Source organism: Merdimonas faecis, assembly GCF_001754075.1.
Lineage (GTDB): Bacteria > Bacillota > Clostridia > Lachnospirales > Lachnospiraceae > Merdimonas > Merdimonas faecis.
The window spans coordinates 31,706-49,960 of record NZ_MIEH01000006.1; the positions used below are offsets into that span (position 1 = coordinate 31,706).

The window sequence follows — 18,255 nt, forward strand, 5'->3', positions numbered from 1 at the left end:
GTCTCCTTTTCTATGCTTTGTGGTATGCCCCAAAGAAGCAGGGCTGATACCTGCATACATTTTGGTACTGCCCCCTGCATTTGTCAATTGCTTATCCGCTCAGAAACTGTTTAGATTTACCCGTCTGTTCTGCATTGAAAAAACTCTTTCATCATCCGGATCATATATGCAGTATCCTCCGATCCGGCTGTTTCATAAGAAGAGTGCATGGCAAGCTGCGCAAGCCCCACATCCGCTGTCCTGACCGCCACCTGATTTGCAGAGATATTCCCAAGCGTAGACCCTCCCGGGACATCTGAATGATTTACATAAGTCTGACAGGGGACTCCTGCCTTATGGCAGAGTTCCCGAACCAGTGCCGCCGACACAGCATCTGTAGTATATTTCTGGTTGGCACTGAACTTCAGGACTACGCCCCCATTCAGATAGGGACGGTTGGTAGGACATGCCTTTTCCGGATAGTTCGGGTGCACTCCATGTGCATTGTCCGCAGACAGCATAAAGCTTCCCGCCACCGCCTGCCGGTATTGTCCGGGCGTACGTCCCAGCGCCTCATTGATGCGCAGCAGCGTGTCCAGAAGCAGCGTAGACGCGGCCCCTTGTCTGGTAGTGCTTCCCACCTCTTCATTATCATATACGCAAAGCACCGGAATCTGATCGTCCGCTTCCGCTGCCAGAAATGCCTGGAAACCAGCAAAGACACACTGCAGGTCATCCAGTCTGCCACTGGAAATATATTCTCCGGACGCTCCCCAGACCCGGCCTTTCATCCGGTTATACAGGAACAGATCATTTCCCAGGATATCCTCCGGCCGCACCCCGGCGCAGTCTGCAATTTCCTTTAGAAGACTGCCGTCCGCCGTTTTACTTCCATATAATGGGAGCATCTCTTTCTGGATCTTTGTTTTCTGATTCTGCTCCCCGTCTCTGTTCATGTGGATCGCAAGACTTGGGATCATGCAGACGTCCCGCTTAAAATCTACCAGACGAGTCTTAAGCTTTCCTTCCTCTCTTACCACTACGCGGCCGGCCACTGACAGCGGGCGATCCATCCAGGAAGAAATGATCATTCCTCCATACCGCTCCACATTTAATTTCACGTACTGCCCTTCCACATCTATCTCCGGACGTTCCTTGAGTTTAAAACATGGCGAATCACTGTGCCCCGCCACGATCCGAAATCCTCCGGCCTCTGTTTCCGGAATCCGGAATGTGATCAGCGAGGATCCGTTCCTGGTCACATAGTATTTTCCTCCGGCCTTTAACTGCCAGCACTCCTGTTCCTTCAGTTCCTGAAATCCCTCTTCCAGGAGCGTCCGGCTGATCGTCCGGACTGCATGATAGGGCGAAGGACTCTCTTCTATAAATGTAAACAGCTGCTCGTTTCTGTCCATAATGCCTCCTGCTATTTTTTTTAGATAAAGGGCCCGCAGAGACTCTGCCTGGCCCATTTAGTGTCAGTATAATATATCCATCCTCATTTGTCCACGGCTCATTGTATTCCTTGTCTCCCGCAGGCACTTGTGCTATACTGCTCCTGCGCCGATTCTCAAAATAAGTATCATTTTATCAATATAGGGGAAGTTAAGTTAGGAAGAGAGGTATAGAAAGGACCTATGGATTCTGTAGAATTATTTTCAAAAACACCGCCGCTGAAGCTGTTTTTCCTTGCTTCAGTTCCAGGCGCCGTCAGCATGCTGGCAAGCGCGCTGTATCTGACCATTGACGGGGTATTCATCGGACAGTTTCTGGGGGCTACTGCGTTCGCCGCAATTAATCTGGCCATGCCCTTTGTCGTCATCAATTTTTCTCTGGCGGACCTAATCGGCGTAGGCTCGGCAGTGCCGATCTCTATCGCTCTTGGCGCCGGAAAAGAAAAAGAGGCAAATAATATTTTCACCTGTGCCTGTATCCTGATCTTTGCCGCAGGGATCCTGATCGGAGGCATTTTATTTCTGCTGGCGCCGCTCCTGATCCGCCTGATGGGTGCGGACGGCGAATTTGCCGGACTGGCGATTGAATATCTCCGGGTGTATGCCCTGTGCTCGCCGCTTACCACCGCAGTGTTCGCCCTTGACAATTATCTTCGGATCTGCGGATATATCCGGGGCAGCATGCTTTTAAATATCCTGATGTCTGTCTTAAGCATGGTACTGGAATTTCTGTTCCTTGCTGTTTTCCACTGGGGCGTCTGGGCAGCTGCGCTGGCGGTGTCTGCCGCAATGATGATCTGTGCCGTGATTGCTTTTATTCCCTTTCTGCGCGGGAAGGCGCTTCTTCGTTTTTGCCGCCCCCGCTTTTCCAAAGGTATCTTCCGTCAGATCATTGCCTGCGGAAGCCCTAACTTTTTAAATAATATCGCCGGAAGGATCACCTCTATCCTTATGAATGCGATCCTGGTCCGCCTCGGCGGAGAAACTGCCGTATCTGTCTACGGCGTTCTGATGTTTGCAGAGGGCTTCATTCAGCCGCTTCTCTACGGCATGTGCGATTCTCTGCAGCCGGCAGTGGGCTACAACTGGGGCGCCCGGAAATTTTCCCGGGTCCGTGCCATCGAGAAATGCTGCTTTGCGGCAAGCTCTGTGGTTTCCATCCTGTCCGTATTTGTGATCGCCGGTTTCCCGGATCAGATCATCCGTTTGTTTGTGACCGATGCAGCTTCCGATATTATAGAGCTTTCAAACACAGCACTGAAACTTTTTGCCCTCACTTACGTGACCCGCTGGTTTTCCTTTGCCACTCAAAGCTATATGCTGGCCATCGAAAAGCCAGTACCAGCATCAATGATCTCCGTATCCACCGCCCTGGTATTTCCGGTGCTGCTGGTCTTTCTCTTATGGCCGCTCGGATTGAACGGCATCTGGCTGAACATGGCAGGAACCGCTGTCCTGGCTGCCGTCCTGTCCGCGATCATCCTCCGGAAAGTATGGAGGGAGCTTCATCAGGCTGACAGCGCCGAAGCTTAATCCCTTTTGGCTCCCCGAAGCTTCTCCACCTCTTCCGCCGTCATGCCTTCAATAATCTCCAGAATCTCTGCTGTTGAAAACCCTTTTTTCAGCAGTTTTGCCGCTGTATTTCTCTTTTCTTTTTCGGTTGCTTCCTCAGCTTCTTTCCTCACCTCAAGTACTGCTTCCTCTACCGCCTTTTTCGCGTACTCCAGCTTTTCTTCTTCGAATAACTGTCCTACTTTCGTCAACATGATCCACTCCCTATTTAATGTACTTCACCCGGCTCTTATCATAATATCCCCTGGCCTCCGGAGCTTCCTCTGCAATGCCCACGGCCACTGCTCCCACCGGGATACTTTCCACCCCAAGCAGTTCCTGGAAGCCTTTTACCCGATCTTCCACCGGATAAAACCCGCACCAACAGGTTCCATACCCCAGTTCCAGCGCCTGAAGCAGGATATTTTCAATGGCGGCTCCACAGTCCTGGGGCCAGAACTCGTTTCCGCCTTCCTGGAGTTCCGGACGTCCACACACTACGATGGCCAGAGAAGCCGTCTTCATCATCCCGGTATAGGGCTGGATATCCCGGAATTTTTCCAGGATCTCCCGGTTTTCCACCACCACGAACTCCCAGGGTCTTGTATTACGTGCGCTGGGCGCCATCATAGCAGCCTCCAGTATCAGGTCCAGGTCCTCCTGGGGAATCTGGACGCCCTGCTGAAGCTTCCGGATACTTCTTCTGTTTCTGATTGCTTCTGTTACATTCATGTTTACGTCTCCTTTCCTTCCATTTCTGTTTCATTTCCATACGGAATGTCATTCACACACATTCTGCTGAAAATACTTTTCTGCCACTGCAAGGAACGCCTCCATCTGGGGCGTGATCCACTTATTTTTATGATAATACATCTGTATCCACATTGACAACGTCAAAAGCTCCGTTTTCACCTGTCTTACAGTTCCCTTTTCAATGGCATGCCTGGCCGAGAAAAAGGGCAGGAAAGAGGCGCCAAACCCGGCCTCCACCATGTGCACGATAGTCTCTGTATTCCCAATCTCCAGCTGTGCCTCCACCCGCAGATCTCTCTCTGCCAGAATCCGTTCCAGCTCATACCGGTAACTCTCCCCCCGTTCTGTCAGCACGAAGGGCAGACGCACCAGATCCTCCAGCGGAAGCAGCCCCTCCTCTGAGACATACTTCTCCATTCCGGGCAGGGGCTTCCCTGGACGGATAAAAATGATCTCCTCTCTGTGCAGGATTTTCCTCACCAGCCCCGGATAATCCGCCTTCTTTTCCAGCGTCAGAAAAAGATCCAGACTGTTGCCGCGGATTTCTTCAATCAGCACATCTCTTTTGGATGTGTGCACCACGATTTCTACCTGCGGGCATATCCTGTGAAATTCCATCAAAATCTCCGGCAGGAGTGCCGTGGAAACAGACTCCACGCTCCCCACCCGCAACACACCGGTGATTTCTCGTTCACTCTGCTTTTTTTCGCTTCCCCTTACTGCATCCACGGCCTGCTTTGCCGTATTCAGAATTTCATTGGCATGAAAAACAAAGTCCTGCCCGCTCTCAGTCAGTACAGCGCCTTTCCCCACTCTCTCAAACAGCCGGGTCCCCAGCTCCTTTTCCAGCTGCTTTATCTGGACAGTGACTGCAGACTGAGAGTATCCAAGCTTCTCTGCCGCTTTTGAAAAATTTTTTAGTTCCGCCACCTTCAGGAACGTAATAATATTTCGGAATTCCATACTTCCTCCTATTAAATATTTTCATATATGTATGAAATCTATGAATTTAACAAATATCTGAGAGAATGATACTATAAGAACCGAAAGAAAACAAGAATTCAATCATAAATATATCAGTAAAGGAGTCGTACACGATGAACACAACAAAAGAAAAGACATTAGAACAGGTGACCGAAGAATTCATCCATGATTTCTTTGCCCGCAGCAAGAATCCGGAAAAACAGGATGTGATCGCAGATGCAACTTCCTCGCATCTTAAGCATCTGAAGGAAATCGGAATTCCGGAGAAAGGACGATTGCCTGAAGAGGTGGTGACAGAAATGGCAGAACAGGTCTACGCTTACGGCTATCGTTCTGAGCATCCCCGCTTCTTGGGATTTGTACCGAGCACCGCTTCAAAGCTTTCCTGGCTCGGAGATATTATGACCTCCGCTTTTAACCGCCACGCCGGAAGTATGGCGAATTTCCCGGCGGGCTGTACGATAGAAAATGAGCTGCTTGCATGGCTCTGCCAGAAAGCAGGCTTTTCCTCACAGGCGGGCGGCCTCTTTGTTTCCGGCGGATCCATGGCCAACCTGACAGCGCTTACCATCGCACGGGACAAGATCCTTGGCGAAAACCGCTGGCATTTAGGCACCGCCTATGTATCGGAACAGACACACAGCTCTGTTGCAAAAGGCCTCCACATCATCGGAATCCCTGACAGCCATATCCGAAAGATTGCCGTAGACGAAGAGTTCCGTATGGATGTCCGGCATCTTGAACAGGCCATCCAGAAAGATTTAGAAAACGGACTTCTTCCTTTCGCTGTCATCGCCAGCGCCGGAACCATCAATACCGGAAGTGTGGATCCTTTTGTGGAGATTTCTGCTATCTGCAAAAAGCACCACATCTGGATGCATGTAGATGGAGCATTCGGTGCTTCCGTACTCCTGTGCCGGCAGTACCGTCATCTGCTGAAAGGAATTGAGCTGGCAGACAGCTTAAGCTGGGATGCCCACAAATGGCTGTTCCAGACCTATGGCTGCGGTATGGTCCTGGTGAATGATAAAAGCAATATGGTGAAAACCTTCCACTCCCATCCGGAATATTTAAAGGATCTGGATACTGAGGAAGAATATTTAAATCCCTGGAACTTAGGTGTCGAGCTGACCCGTCCGGCAAGAGGGCTGAAGCTGTGGATCACGTTGCAGGTCATGGGCAGCAGCGCCGTCAGCGACGCCATTGCCCACGGATTCCACCTTGCGGAATGTGCCCAGCAGGAACTTTTGAAAAACCGGGATGTAGAGATCGTATCCCCGGCAAGACTTGCTACCCTTAATTTCCGCTATGCCCCGGCAGGACTTACCGAAAAGCAGAAAGATGAACTGAACCTCCGGATTTCGAGAGAGATCATCGCCAGCGGCTTTGCCGGTATATTCACCACAGAGCTAAATGGCAAAAAGGTACTCCGTATCTGCGCCATCCACCCGGATACGACCCAGGCGGATATGCGGCAGATCGTCCGCCGCCTGAATGACTACTACTATGAACAGCGGTCTAAGATACAGCCTTCCGCCATGGATCAGTTTGCATCCTGATCCTGGCCGGATTCACGGTATCTTTTCCAGCCCCACCAGTCAGGCACCAGCTCTTCCAGTCGTTTTACCTTTCTTTCAGGGTAGTCTGTCATAATCTCTATATCCTTATTTCTAGGAGACAACTGAAGGAGGAACTCCCGGCATGCGAGACACGGGATGTCATCTCCTCCTTCACGGGGCTCCTGGTCCCGGAATACGATCAGCCGCTTGATCACGGTCTGTCCGCTGTTTACATACATATTGAGAGCTGCCACACGCTCCGCGCAAAGATCCATGACCCCGCAGCAGCTTTCCACACAGAATCCCGTGTAGATTTCCCCGTTTTCACTTTCCAGCGCACATACCACATGATGTGCATACAAAAACGGCGTCACCTCCTGGGGACGGTATTCCTCTTTTGCCTTCAAATACATTTTTTCCCAGATATCCATGCTTCTTTTCCTCTTCCCTATTTTTTCCCGCCACCGTACAGGTGAAATTCCTGCTTTGTAAACCCCAGATCCAGCGCCTGGTACATATACCGGGCGGCTATAGATGCATAGGGGCTCCACTTTTTACACTTTTTCCGGACAGCGGCAGGTGAAACATCATCGGTCTTATACGTCCACTGATATCCCTGCAGAAACGCCACGTCCTCCACCGGCAGTACATCCGGACGGTCCAGAGAAAAGATCAGATACATTTTTGCCGTCCAGCGTCCGATGCCCGGAAGCTTTGTCAGCTGCTTTATAATTTCTTCATCAGACATCTGTGAAAACCCTGCGAAGTCAATTTCTCCACTTTTCATACTTTCTGTGAATCTCCGTATGTACCGGACTTTCGCACCCGAGATCCCGATAGAACGGATTTCCTCATCTGTCAGTCTCCCCACAGTCTCCATGCGAACCTCTCCGCCGCAGCGGTCTATCAGCCTTCCATAGATCACATCTCTCACTTTATTGGACAACATCTGCCCGATGATCTGATTCACGATAAAAGAATAGCTGTCCTGATACGGGGTATATGTAAGAGGCCCCACCATCTCGATCACCCTGGCAAGCCTTTTGTCCTTCCCGCACAGGTACCGGATCGCATCTGAATCTATATCCAATCTGATCATTTCCGCCATATGCCCCTCCTCTATCTGCTGATGGTATCCCAGAGATCTCCATATCCGTAGCAGTCCACAAAGTATTTCAGCCCTTCCACTACTTCATCCTGCGTATAATTATGGCTTTCCAGGAATTCCTCTGTCTGCGCTCCCAGCTTCTCATAAAATAAAAGCCCCAGTTCAAAATAAGCCGGGTTGTCCGGATCCATCTCATCCAGCAGAAGATTTTCCGCCTCATTGACCTGCCCGTCTTTTATCATGGCAAGGAGCTCCCTGTACCGGACCGCCATCTCAGCGGAGACACCTGCTTCTTCGTCCTTGTCTATATCTTTCTGAAACAAAAGGCGGATCAATGTCCGGACCACTTCATGGGTCAGTCTCATAATATAGTCTTTATCTTCAATCATCTTTCTTCTCTCCCCTGCAAAAATTCTTCGGCTTCCTCTCTTTTTCGGAAAATCATAATTTCCTTTCCCCGGCCACTGTACTTTTCCAGCAATTCATATATTTTCGGGAGCTGCTCTTTCGGGGAATCCAGAATCCACTGCCGGAACTCTTCATCAAACTCCGTTTCCACCCAGGGCATATCCGTCCGTGGCTTCCCAATCCTTTCTTCCACTCCCTCTAGACAAAGCTCCACAGGATAATCAAGCAGAAAAATCGTGTCACAGGCCGCGATCCTTGCTTCCATTGTCCTCAGATAGTTGCCGTCTATGATCCATCGGTCTTTTGCGAGGATCTCCTGAAGCCGCATATCAAATTCTTCCCGGGAAACATTGGTCCGGTCCGGCAGATGCCATATCATGTCCAGATAATAGAGCGGAATTTGGGATGCATCCCTTAATCTCCTTGCGAATGTACTCTTTCCGGCTCCAGGACTCCCGATGACTATAGCTCTCTCCATTCTGTCTCTCCTTATCCTGCCATTTTTCCATTCTTATTCCTGTCTTAGATACAAAAGCAGTGGCTCCAGATATTTCCGGTCCGTCCAGTCGCAGGTTTCTCCTGCGGCACACATCAGGGCGGACATCCATGGCTCATATTCTGACGGGTCCTTCTTTGCCACCGCCTTTTGCAGCATCCGGCACATGGTACGGTCCGGCAGCGTCATCGACGCCTCATCCCAGGCTCCTCTTCCATAGAAGACCGGGATGTCTTTCAGATCTTCCTTCAGATTATGCGCCTTAATCTCAGCCAGCGCTTTTTCGTCATAAGGTGACGCTCCGACGCAGAAAACGGCGATCTTTTTCCCTTGCAGAGCCTTTTTATTTTTTCGCAGAAAAGAAAGCCCTGCGATTCCAGACGCATAGATGCCTCCGCATAAAATCACCACATCATAACCAGCTGCAGTCTCTGCTCTTGCCTTCTTTGTCTCGGCTATATCATAGGTCGTACACTCCTGCAGCCACTTTGCATACTTCGCCGTTGCTCCATACTTTGACTGATAAAGAATGATCCCTCTGCCCATATCCGGTCCCTCCATACTTTTCCTGTTACGAGCATATTTTATCATATCTATATCTTGGAGTCGACCTCCACATTGTGCTATAATATATTCATACGCTACAGTGCCGGTTCAGACCGGCACTGATATTACGAAAGGAGCATTTTCAAAATGAACGAAAGAATCTCACGCGTATTAAAAAAAATGGAGGAAAAAGGTATCACTCAGCTGATCGTTTCTGATCCGCTCAGTATACGCTTCCTGACAGGAATCATGGTAAATCCGGGGGAAAGATTATATGCCCTGATCCTTCGTACAAGCGGAAAGCACACAATGCTTTTAAACTATCTGTACTTTGTAAAAGATACCGGCTTTGAAGAGGTTTGGTTCTCCGATATGGAAGATCAGATTTCAATCATTGCTGACCAGATCGATCCATCCGTACCTCTTGGCATCGACAAAACCTGGCCGGCACGCTTCCTCATCCCGCTTCAGGAGAAACTGCCAGAGCTTAAGACTGTATGGGGCTCTGACTGTGTAGACGGTGTACGTGCCGTAAAGAACGAGGAAGAAATCGCCATCATGAAGAAGGCTTCTGAAATCAATGACGCCGTTATGGAAAAAGTCATTGATTTCATCAAAGAAGGCATGACCGAAAAAGAGATCGCCGACTTCATCGATTCCGAATACCTGAAGGCCGGAGCAAGCGGAACAAGCTTTGACACCATCGTATGCTTTGGACCAAATGCTGCTGATCAGCATCATATCCCAAGCGAAACACGCACACTGAAGGCAGGAGAATGTATCCTGATCGATATGGGCTGTGTATGGCAGGGATACTGCTCTGATATGACCCGTACCTTCTACTGCAAATCTGCAGATCCGGAGCAGACCGAGATCCACGACATCGTCCACGAAGCAGTATTAAGGGCTGAGTCTGTGATCAAACCGGGCGTACGCTTCTGCGATATCGATGCACAGGCAAGAGATTACATCGATGAAAAGGGTTACAGCGAATACTGGAAGATCCGTCTGGGCCACTTCATCGGCCAGGAAGACCATGAATACGGCGATGTCAGCCCGATCAACAAGAATGTGGCTGAGCCTGGCATGATCTTCTCCATCGAGCCTGGTATCTATCTGGAAGGAAAACACGGTGTCCGCATTGAGGACCTGGTACTCGTAACCGAGGACGGCTGCGAGCTTCTGAACAAAGTAGATAAGAAATGGCGCATCGTAGGATAATGTGAACAAACTGTGAACGGGGACGTACACCTATTGCATAGGTGTACGTCCCCGTTCGCAATATCCCCTGTCCCCTTTTGCTCATTTCTGCAGCCCGTGAATCTTACTGCGGATCCGGCAACGCACCGCATGGGCGCCAATCATCACGGCCGCCGCCCCTATTGTGAGCCAAACCGGCCACCGGTATCCCGAGCCCAGCAGGACAATGGACAATCCTAAAAATACTGCGCTTATCGTCTCAATGAAGTCTACAATTTTTTTATCTTTTTCCTGCAATTTGCTGATCTGTCTGATCCGGTCAGTTCTCATAATATCTCCTCCTTTTGCTTTCCAGATATCCTCCGCACAAACGGCAGCGGGGTCCAGGCTAAGGAAAGTCTGGTCTGATCGGGAGAGTTCCTGACAGAGATCTATTGACTTTTCTTTTTCTTCTTTTTCTTTCTGTAGTTTTTCGACATATTGATCCATCAGTTCTTTAAAAGAAACCTTTTCTTGTTCCAGCCGGCGGATGTCTTCGACAGAGATTCCAAGGCTGCGTAAAAATTTGATCTTCTCCAGAATGTCCACATCCGCCTGAGAATAGATCCGGTAATTATTTTCTTTGCTGCGCTCTGGCCTCAGGAGTCCGGCTTCTTCGTAAAATCGGATGTTCGTCTTCTTGATGCCGACCTTTTCTTCTACTTCTTTGATTGTCATAGATACTCTCCTTTTCCTTTCCTGCCTTTATCTAACACCTTCCAGCTGCTGGAAGGTCAAGCAAAAAGAGTACTTTTTTTCAAAAAAGCACCGCAAGATCACCCATCGGATGATGTTGCGGTACTGTATCACCTCATATATTCTATACAGACATGGCTCCGATGCTTAAATCCTTGCCACTCCGCTCTTCACCGCTGCCTCTGCTGTTGCTTTCGCAACCGCATCTTTTACACGCGGATCAAAGGCTGCCGGCAGGATATAGTCTGCATTCAGTTCTTCATCACTGACAAGTCCGGCAATGGCATATGCCGCCGCTACCTTCATCTCATCATTGATATCGGTGGCACGTACATCCAGCGCTCCGCGGAAAATTCCCGGGAAGCAGAGCACGTTGTTGACCTGATTCGGGAAATCGGAACGTCCGGTGGATACGACTGCTGCCCCGGCAGCCTTCGCCTCATCCGGGAAAATCTCCGGTGTCGGATTCGCGCAGGCGAAGATTACCGGCTTGTCCGCCATAGAGCGGACCATATCCTGCGTCAGCGTTCCAGGTGCAGATACGCCGATAAACACATCCGCTCCTTTGATCACATCTTCCAGAGTTCCCTTCTGATGCTCAAAGTTTGTGATCTTCGCCATCTCTTCCTTGATCGGGTTCAGCCCTTCACGTCCCTCGTAAATTGCGCCCTTGCGGTCAGTCATGATCACATTTTTCAGTCCCATGGACATCAAAAGCTTGATAATTGCGATTCCTGCGGCGCCGGCGCCGGAGGTCACGATCTTTACGTCCTCAATCTTCTTATCTACTAATTTCAGTGCGTTGATCAGCCCCGCCAGTGTGATGACGGCTGTTCCGTGCTGATCATCATGGAAAATCGGAATATCACAGCACTCTTTCAGCCGTTTCTCGATCTCAAAGCACCGTGGTGCGGAAATATCCTCCAGGTTGATTCCGCCAAAGCTTCCTGCGAAAAGGCTGACTGCTTTTACGATCTCATCCACGTCTTTGGATCTTACGCAGAGCGGGATCGCATCTACGCCGCCAAACTCCTTGAACAGCACACACTTTCCTTCCATAACCGGCATACCTGCCTCCGGTCCGATATCTCCAAGACCAAGGACCGCTGTTCCGTCTGTAATGACTGCTACTGTATTCCAGCGTCTGGTCAGATCATAGCTTTTGCTCGGATCCTTCTGGATCTCCAGACACGGCTCGGCAACTCCCGGCGTATAGGCAAGACTCAATGCCTCTTTAGAATCCACCGCTGCCCGGCTGGTAACTTCAATCTTACCCTTTAATTCATAGTGCATTTTTAATGATTCTTTTCCGTAGTCCATGATTCCCTCCTGATGATTGCTTAAATATTGTACTTCCCTATTTTAGCACAACCCTCCGCATTTTTCACTGTTTATCTCAGAAAAATACGTCCTCTGTCCCCTTCACTTTCTCTTTCCCCGCCTTTTTATTGCGCGCGCAAATATTTTGTGGTACACTTATTTTCGGAAAACAGACAACCAATCAGGAGGAATTACATGATTCTTGTAAAATGGCTTTCGATTGCGGAACGCTATTCCAAAATATATCTGGACCGTCTGCTTGCTCCTCTGGGGCTCAACAGCAGTCAACATATGTATATTACCGTCATCTGCCGAAATCCCGGCATCACTCAGGAAGAGTTCACTGAATTGACCTACCTAAATCCCAGCAATATTACCCGGGCTCTAAATTCTCTGATCCGCTCCGGGTTTATTTCCAAGGAAACGGATCCGAAAGACAGGCGGAAAAACTGCCTGTATCCAACCGCCAAGGCATATGAGGCCAACCGACAGATTCTGGATGCCCTCGACTATATTAAAGATACATTACTCGACGGCTACTCACCGTCCGAAAAAGAGCTTTTTCTGAAAATACTAAAAGAAACCGCTTTGAGAGCCGTTGCTCTCACCAGCCAGAAAGGAGACCCGCATCATGGAACAAATACAGACATCTCAAAATCCATTGGGACATAAAAGCATCCCTTCTCTTCTTACTACCTTTGCAATCCCCAGTATCATCGCTACGCTGGTCAGCTCCCTTTACAATATCGTCGACCAGATCTTCATCGGACAGGGCGTCGGCTATCTGGGAAATGCCGCCACAAATGTTTCTTATCCGCTTACCACGATCTGCCTTGCTCTCTCGCTGCTGATCGGTATCGGAAGCGCCTCCCGCTTCTCGTTAAGTCTTGGCGCCGGCGAAGAAGAAAAAGCATGCCGGGTCGTTGGAAACGGTGTCTGCATGATGATCCTTTTTGGCCTCGTCTATGCAGTACTGATCGAACTCTTTCTTTATCCTATGCTGAACGCTTTTGGAGCTACAGCGGAGAATCTGCCCTATGCCGCCTCCTATTCCCGCATTATTGCCCTTGGTATGCCTTTTCAGATCATCACTACCGGTATGAGCAGCCTCATCCGTGCAGACGGCAGTCCCAGGTATTCCATGACCTGTATGCTGATCGGCGCCATCCTCAACACCATCCTGGATCCCATTTTTATTTTCGTGTTCCAGCTTGGCGTTGCCGGCGCTGCCTGGGCAACCATCATCGGACAGTTCTTCTCTTTCCTGGCAGCCATCCTTTACCTCCGGAAATTCCAGAGTGTCCGGCTCCGCAGGGAACATTTCCGGCTGCGCCTGAAAGACTGTACCGCCACGGCCACTCTCGGCATGAGCAACAGTCTGAATCAGGTAGCTATCACTCTGGTCCAGGTGGTCATGAATAACTCTCTGACCTATTATGGCGCCATGACTGTTTATGGAAAAGATATCCCACTGGCCGCATGCGGCATCGTCATGAAGACAAATGCAATCCTGCTGGCTTTCTTCATCGGACTGTCCCAGGGCTCCCAGCCGATCATCGGGTTTAACTACGGCGCCCGGCAGTATCCAAGGGTGCGGCACACTTACAAGCTGGCCATTACATGCAGCTTTGTGATCTCCACCATCGGGTTTATCCTGTTCCAATTTTTCCCGTATCAGATCATTTCACTGTTTGGAAAGGGAGACGAGCTTTACTACGAATTTGCCATTCATTTTATGCGTACCTTCTTATTTATGGTTATCGTAAATGGTGTACAGCTGATCTCCTCCAATTTCTTTTCTGCTATTGGGAAGCCGCTGAAGGGCCTGCTGCTTTCCATGACCAGGCAGGTGTTTTTCCTGATTCCGCTGGTACTGATTCTACCACTGTTTTTCGGGATCGACGGAATCCTCTTTGCTGGACCTATCGCAGACGGTATCGCATTCCTTGTCTCCGTTGTCCTGGTTTCTCTGGAGATGAAGAAGATGCGGCGGGCGGAAGCCGAAGAAGGCTAAATGAAAAAGCGGATCCCCCCCTGGATCCGCTTTCATTACTGTGCCGCTGGATATTCATTACACAACAGCCGGTACGCCGGCTCATCCTCTTCAATCTTTGGAAACCTTCCCACCGCCTCAAAAAACCGATTATCACTCTTATCATCATTACACATAGATACCTCGCCTAAAAGAACTGCTCCCGTTCCTTTTTCCACGTGAAAATCATGATACAGATATGGTGAGATCGTAATACTTTCTCCCGGCGTCAGACGTATCCTTGTCCCTGCCGGGACTGTGTATCTCCTGCCATCACTGCACACTGTAACATCCGTCCCGGCAAGTCCTTCATTCTTATCAGAATTATATACAGTAATCAATACATTTCCGCCGCCCCTGTTGATAATATCCTCCATTTTATTCCAATGAAAATGCATTGGCGCCATCTGATCTTCCTTTACCATAAGAAGCTTTTCAGCATAGGTCTTTGGATATTTCCTATCCTTTATGTTCCCATTACGAAGTGTGATCAGCGCAAACCCTACCTCATCGAATCTGCCAAGGCCATAATCTGTAATATCCCACCCCAGCATATTATCTCTGATTTCATCGTATTCGTGCCCTTTCCGCTGCCAGTCCTCCGGAGTCCAGCTGCAAAACGGCGGCAGTTCAACTCCGTGTGCCTTTATGAGTGTTTCCATATCCCGGATCACTGCATTTATTTTTGAACGTTTCATTTCTGTTCATCCTTTCTTTGCAACAATACCACACTCTCTACATGTGCTGATAATTTCTTCTTAATACGCCCTTTTACCGCTCTTGATACCGGTACTTCTTCAACACCTTCCCGAACACCAGGCAAACCGTCATTCCCGTCAATCCAAGCAGAAAGATCATCATTGCCGCGCCGGAACCTTTTCCCTGTCCAAACAACATTGCCGCAATACTATCTGCTCCTGCTCTTGCCATAAACGGTTCACAGACCTGATCTACCATCCCCCCGCCAAGAAGAAATCCTACGGGAATCGTGAAAAACTGCAGGGTATTCCGACAGGCATAAACTCTGCCCTGCATTTCTATTGGAATTGTAGATCTTACGATCACATCCAGGCTGGCGTTCATGAAAGGTACGGGTGTATAGCCTAATATTTGTCCGATACACCAGATAAGCGGTGTTCTCGTCAATGACATCAGGAAATTATCCGTAGTCAGGGATATCATCATTGTAACCACAATAAGACGGATCCTGTCTTTTGGAGCCGGCAGTACAGACACCAGAAGGCTTCCTGCCAGCATGGCAATCCCGCCAAAGGATGTAACAATCCCCAAGACCCGCTCTCCTCCATTTTCTCTTGGCAGGATAAACGCAGGAAGCACCGCATCAAATGCCGAAGCCACCAGATTCACACCTGCCAAAAATAGGATCAGTACAAGTACCAACCTGTGTTCGTTCAGGCAATTTAGTCCTGCTTTCACAGACTCCAGCAGTTTTTCTTCTTCTTTGCGATTTCTATCTGCTTCTGGAATCTTCACTCCAAACACCAGCGCCAGAAATGCTATTAAGAACGTACACAAATCCACCATAATCACAAAATCCATACCGCCAAACGCATAGAAGGATGTTGCCAGCATCGGATGAAGAATCGTGATCAGAGAATTAGAAAATGATCTCAGTCCGCTGGTCTTTTGATAATATTTCCTAGGAGTGATCAAGGTCACTGCCACATCACTGGCCGGACTCTGTACCGTATTCATAAGTCCGTTGATTCCATTTAACAGGTACAGATGCCAGGGACACAATATGCCTGCCTTCAGCAATCCAAATACTAAAAGTGTACAGCAGGCTGCCAGTGTGTCGCATACCAGCATCGTTTTCTTTTTATCCCACTTATCGCTGAACGCTCCTGCGAAAATGCTCATCAGGACATACGGCGTATAAGAGCAGACGGATAAAAGCGCCGTCTGAAGCGCTGATCCGGTAGCCTGATACAGCCAAAGAGTCAGCGCAAAATTTGTCATCGTACTTCCAAGCTGTGACAATCCCTGTGTACTCCACAGAATGTAAAAATCTTTCAATTCGTATATTCTATTTTTCATTTTGACTTTGCTCCTTTGATTTATTTTTTGATTCATCAAATTGCAAAGTCCGAGGATTTGGGCTCTATTTCAGCCACATCGCCCCATGCAGTATCCTCAAACCTTGCATGGAGCTTCTCCGATTCCCAAAATCATTTTGCTCTCTCCCTTCTATATAAATATTATTTGCAAAAACAATCCTTTCGTGACAACAGCACCACTGTCTCGACATGTGTCGGCAGTCCCTGGGGAACATATTTCCCCAGCCTCATTACTGCCTGATGAACACATTTTTTCTGATACATTTCTTTCCAAAATATCTTTATTTTCCAGCTCCATTATGACACCTTTTTCCCTTTCTGATTTGCTTTATAGTCTGCTTTTGCATCGTCTACTTTCAAGTTCTGATTACATTTCAGAACAAAAGTCAGTTTATATGGAGAATGATTGCCGTTTTCATCATAGCCGCCGACAATTACCTTTTCCACGATGCTTTCAAACACGATACGGTCAAATTCATCCAGGATATCTTCGTTTTCCAGTGTCTTCCGAAGCTGTTCCATACGCTTGCTTATATTCTTCTGCTGTCCGATATTTTCTTCCAGATAAGTCTTTTCTTCCGTCATCTGATGAAGTTTCCGCTGAAAACTCAGCTTCTTTTCATCATAGTCTTCCTGCTCTATTTTACCATCAATCAATAAATCTGTTAACCTGCTTTTTTTCGTTTCAATACTGGCTATATCCTTCTCCAGCTGTTTTACCCGTTTTAATTCAGTATCATCTTTCAATACATCTTCAATGGTACTCAATACGGAATCCAGAACATCATCAAAGTTATCTGCCAGTAACCGGAATGCATCCAGAAATGCATTTTCAATAATTACTTCATCAATCGCTTTACAATTCGGACAATTACTGATTCCATTCTTGGTTGCATTCATACACTGCCAGACTGGTTTTTTCGTTGTGGTCGTCTGGTGTCTTGTTCTGCGGGAAAGTTTATGACCGCAATACCCACACTCCAGCATACTGCTGAACGTAAATTGTCTGGTGTATCGTTCTCTGTTCCCGGTTGTCTCCATCAACCTTGGTCTTACGCGCTTCAGACGTATTTGTTCTGCTTTATCCCAGATTTCTCTTGAAACAATTGGTTCATGGTGGTCCCTGATATAATACCGCTCCTCTTCCCCCATATTGGCAAGCCGTCTCTTCGATATGGGATCAACCGTAAATGTTTTACCAAGAAGAACATCTCCCTTATATTTCTCATTTTTGATAATGCCCATCACACCATGCGTATGCCACTCTACAGTTCCACGCTTATTTTTGATTCCTAATTCCATCAACCTTCTTGCAATACTTGAGGTACCATATCCCTGCAGATACAAATCATAAATAAAACGTACCGTTTCAGCTTCCTGCTCGTTCACAGTAATTGTTTTAGTCTCCCTGTCGTAATCATACCCCAAGCATCCATTGAATCCAATCAGTTCGCCCCGCTTCATTTTCATTCGTAATCCCATCTTCACATTCTCCGAAAGAGATTCTACTTCTCCCTGTGAAAGAGAACTAAGAATGGTAAGGAGCATTTCACCATTCATGTCCAGTGTATTAATATTTTCTTTTTCAAATATAACGGCTATATTCCGGTCACGGAGCATCCGCACATATTTCAACGTATCCTGTGTATTTCTGGAAAACCGGGAAATAGATTTTGTAAGGATCATATCAATTTTCCCATTCTGACACTCCCTTATCATTTCCTGAAATCCTTCCCGTTTGTCCACTTTCGTTCCAGTGATTGCTTCATCTGCAAAAATGCCTGCCAGCACCCATTCCTTATTTTGACGTATTTTTTCTTCATAATAAGATTTCTGAGATACAAAGCTGCCAAGCTGTTCATCTCCGTCCGTAGACACACGGCAGTATGCCGCAACACGGATACGCTGAACCGGTATCCCCATACTTCGTCTTCCCACACTATTTGTTGTTGTTTTCGTTGCTTCTAAAATCTCAACTTGTCTCATACCCATAAACTACCTCCATTTCTTTTACCTGCCACATTTTTCTTCTTTTCCATCTGGCTTGTTTCT

19 protein-coding genes are annotated in these 18,255 nt (G+C 48.2%); 5 read left to right on the plus strand and 14 right to left on the minus strand.

Annotation, left to right across the window (positions count from 1 at the left end; all coding sequences use genetic code 11):
• Positions 1-116: 116 nt before the first annotated feature.
• Complete coding sequence (locus BKD12_RS02140; RefSeq protein ID WP_070087801.1) at positions 117-1,394, minus strand: M18 family aminopeptidase; 1,278 nt, start codon at positions 1,392-1,394, stop codon at positions 117-119.
• A 222-nt stretch (positions 1,395-1,616) separates the two neighbouring features.
• Between BKD12_RS02140 and BKD12_RS02145 the strand changes: the two genes are divergently transcribed.
• Positions 1,617-2,966: an MATE family efflux transporter gene (locus BKD12_RS02145; RefSeq protein WP_070087686.1), complete on the plus strand. Its 1,350-nt coding sequence runs from the start codon at positions 1,617-1,619 to the stop codon at positions 2,964-2,966.
• Here BKD12_RS02145 and BKD12_RS02150 read toward each other — a convergent pair.
• Genes BKD12_RS02150 through BKD12_RS02160 form a run of 3 tightly spaced genes read right to left on the minus strand, consistent with a single transcriptional unit; the run spans position 2,963 to position 4,700 of the window.
• Positions 2,963-3,199: a hypothetical protein gene (locus BKD12_RS02150; RefSeq protein WP_070087687.1), complete on the minus strand. Its 237-nt coding sequence runs from the start codon at positions 3,197-3,199 to the stop codon at positions 2,963-2,965. The two genes, BKD12_RS02145 and BKD12_RS02150, sit on opposite strands and share 4 nt — an antisense overlap.
• Before the next feature lie 10 nt (positions 3,200-3,209).
• Complete coding sequence (locus BKD12_RS02155) at positions 3,210-3,716, minus strand: nitroreductase family protein (RefSeq protein WP_070087688.1); 507 nt, start codon at positions 3,714-3,716, stop codon at positions 3,210-3,212.
• 48 nt (positions 3,717-3,764) lie between these two features.
• Complete coding sequence (locus tag BKD12_RS02160; RefSeq protein ID WP_070087689.1) at positions 3,765-4,700, minus strand: LysR substrate-binding domain-containing protein; 936 nt, start codon at positions 4,698-4,700, stop codon at positions 3,765-3,767.
• Positions 4,701-4,834: 134 nt separating this feature from the next.
• Here BKD12_RS02160 and BKD12_RS02165 point away from each other — a divergent pair, with 134 nt between their 5' ends.
• Positions 4,835-6,280, plus strand: a complete 1,446-nt coding sequence (locus BKD12_RS02165) for a pyridoxal phosphate-dependent decarboxylase family protein (RefSeq protein WP_070087690.1) — start codon at positions 4,835-4,837, stop codon at positions 6,278-6,280.
• On the opposite strand, the gene BKD12_RS02170 is transcribed toward BKD12_RS02165, so the two are convergent.
• From BKD12_RS02170 to BKD12_RS02190, 5 genes are read right to left on the minus strand one after another with little or no spacing between them, the layout of a single operon-like run.
• Positions 6,265-6,711 carry a cytidine deaminase family protein gene (locus BKD12_RS02170; RefSeq protein WP_070087691.1) on the minus strand — a complete coding sequence of 149 codons (447 nt, stop codon included), beginning with the start codon at positions 6,709-6,711 and terminating at the stop codon, positions 6,265-6,267. The genes BKD12_RS02165 and BKD12_RS02170 overlap by 16 nt on opposite strands.
• A 17-nt stretch (positions 6,712-6,728) precedes the next feature.
• On the minus strand, positions 6,729-7,388 hold the full coding sequence (locus tag BKD12_RS02175) for a DNA-3-methyladenine glycosylase family protein (protein ID WP_070087692.1): 660 nt from the start codon (positions 7,386-7,388) through the stop codon (positions 6,729-6,731).
• An 11-nt stretch (positions 7,389-7,399) separates the two neighbouring features.
• Positions 7,400-7,777, minus strand: coding sequence for a DUF6483 family protein (locus BKD12_RS02180; RefSeq protein WP_070087693.1), 378 nt, complete (start codon positions 7,775-7,777; stop codon positions 7,400-7,402).
• On the minus strand, positions 7,774-8,274 hold the full coding sequence (locus BKD12_RS02185; RefSeq protein WP_070087694.1) for a P-loop NTPase family protein: 501 nt from the start codon (positions 8,272-8,274) through the stop codon (positions 7,774-7,776). The genes BKD12_RS02180 and BKD12_RS02185 overlap by 4 nt, the downstream gene beginning before the upstream one ends.
• Positions 8,275-8,307: 33 nt before the next feature.
• Positions 8,308-8,838, minus strand: coding sequence for a flavodoxin domain-containing protein (locus BKD12_RS02190; RefSeq protein WP_070087802.1), 531 nt, complete (start codon positions 8,836-8,838; stop codon positions 8,308-8,310).
• A gap of 147 nt (positions 8,839-8,985) precedes the next feature.
• Here BKD12_RS02190 and BKD12_RS02195 point away from each other — a divergent pair, with 147 nt between their 5' ends.
• A complete protein-coding gene (locus tag BKD12_RS02195; protein WP_070087695.1) occupies positions 8,986-10,059 on the plus strand; it encodes a M24 family metallopeptidase in 1,074 nt (357 codons plus the stop codon).
• 81 nt (positions 10,060-10,140) lie between these two features.
• On the opposite strand, the gene BKD12_RS02200 is transcribed toward BKD12_RS02195, so the two are convergent.
• Together BKD12_RS02200 and BKD12_RS02205 are read right to left on the minus strand one after the other, a co-directional pair.
• The gene (locus tag BKD12_RS02200) at positions 10,141-10,755 is read right to left on the minus strand and encodes a MerR family transcriptional regulator (protein WP_070087696.1); all 615 of its coding nucleotides are present in this window, start codon (positions 10,753-10,755) and stop codon (positions 10,141-10,143) included.
• Positions 10,756-10,920: 165 nt separating this feature from the next.
• On the minus strand, positions 10,921-12,093 hold the full coding sequence (locus tag BKD12_RS02205) for an NAD(P)-dependent malic enzyme (RefSeq protein WP_070087697.1): 1,173 nt from the start codon (positions 12,091-12,093) through the stop codon (positions 10,921-10,923).
• A 195-nt stretch (positions 12,094-12,288) separates the two neighbouring features.
• Between BKD12_RS02205 and BKD12_RS02210 the strand changes: the two genes are divergently transcribed.
• Together BKD12_RS02210 and BKD12_RS02215 are read left to right on the plus strand one after the other, a co-directional pair.
• The gene (locus BKD12_RS02210; RefSeq protein WP_070087698.1) at positions 12,289-12,765 is read left to right on the plus strand and encodes a MarR family winged helix-turn-helix transcriptional regulator; all 477 of its coding nucleotides are present in this window, start codon (positions 12,289-12,291) and stop codon (positions 12,763-12,765) included.
• The gene (locus BKD12_RS02215; protein ID WP_070087699.1) at positions 12,725-14,107 is read left to right on the plus strand and encodes an MATE family efflux transporter; all 1,383 of its coding nucleotides are present in this window, start codon (positions 12,725-12,727) and stop codon (positions 14,105-14,107) included. Before BKD12_RS02210 ends, BKD12_RS02215 begins: the two co-directional genes overlap by 41 nt.
• A gap of 35 nt (positions 14,108-14,142) precedes the next feature.
• On the opposite strand, the gene BKD12_RS02220 is transcribed toward BKD12_RS02215, so the two are convergent.
• The 3 genes from BKD12_RS02220 to BKD12_RS02230 all read right to left on the minus strand — a co-directional run bounded on the left by BKD12_RS02220 (position 14,143) and on the right by BKD12_RS02230 (position 18,195).
• On the minus strand, positions 14,143-14,823 hold the full coding sequence (locus tag BKD12_RS02220; protein ID WP_070087700.1) for a D-lyxose/D-mannose family sugar isomerase: 681 nt from the start codon (positions 14,821-14,823) through the stop codon (positions 14,143-14,145).
• 73 nt (positions 14,824-14,896) lie between these two features.
• Positions 14,897-16,183, minus strand: coding sequence for an MFS transporter (locus BKD12_RS02225; RefSeq protein WP_070087701.1), 1,287 nt, complete (start codon positions 16,181-16,183; stop codon positions 14,897-14,899).
• Between the two features lie 317 nt (positions 16,184-16,500).
• Complete coding sequence (locus BKD12_RS02230) at positions 16,501-18,195, minus strand: recombinase family protein (protein ID WP_242872683.1); 1,695 nt, start codon at positions 18,193-18,195, stop codon at positions 16,501-16,503.
• Positions 18,196-18,255: the final 60 nt, after the last annotated feature.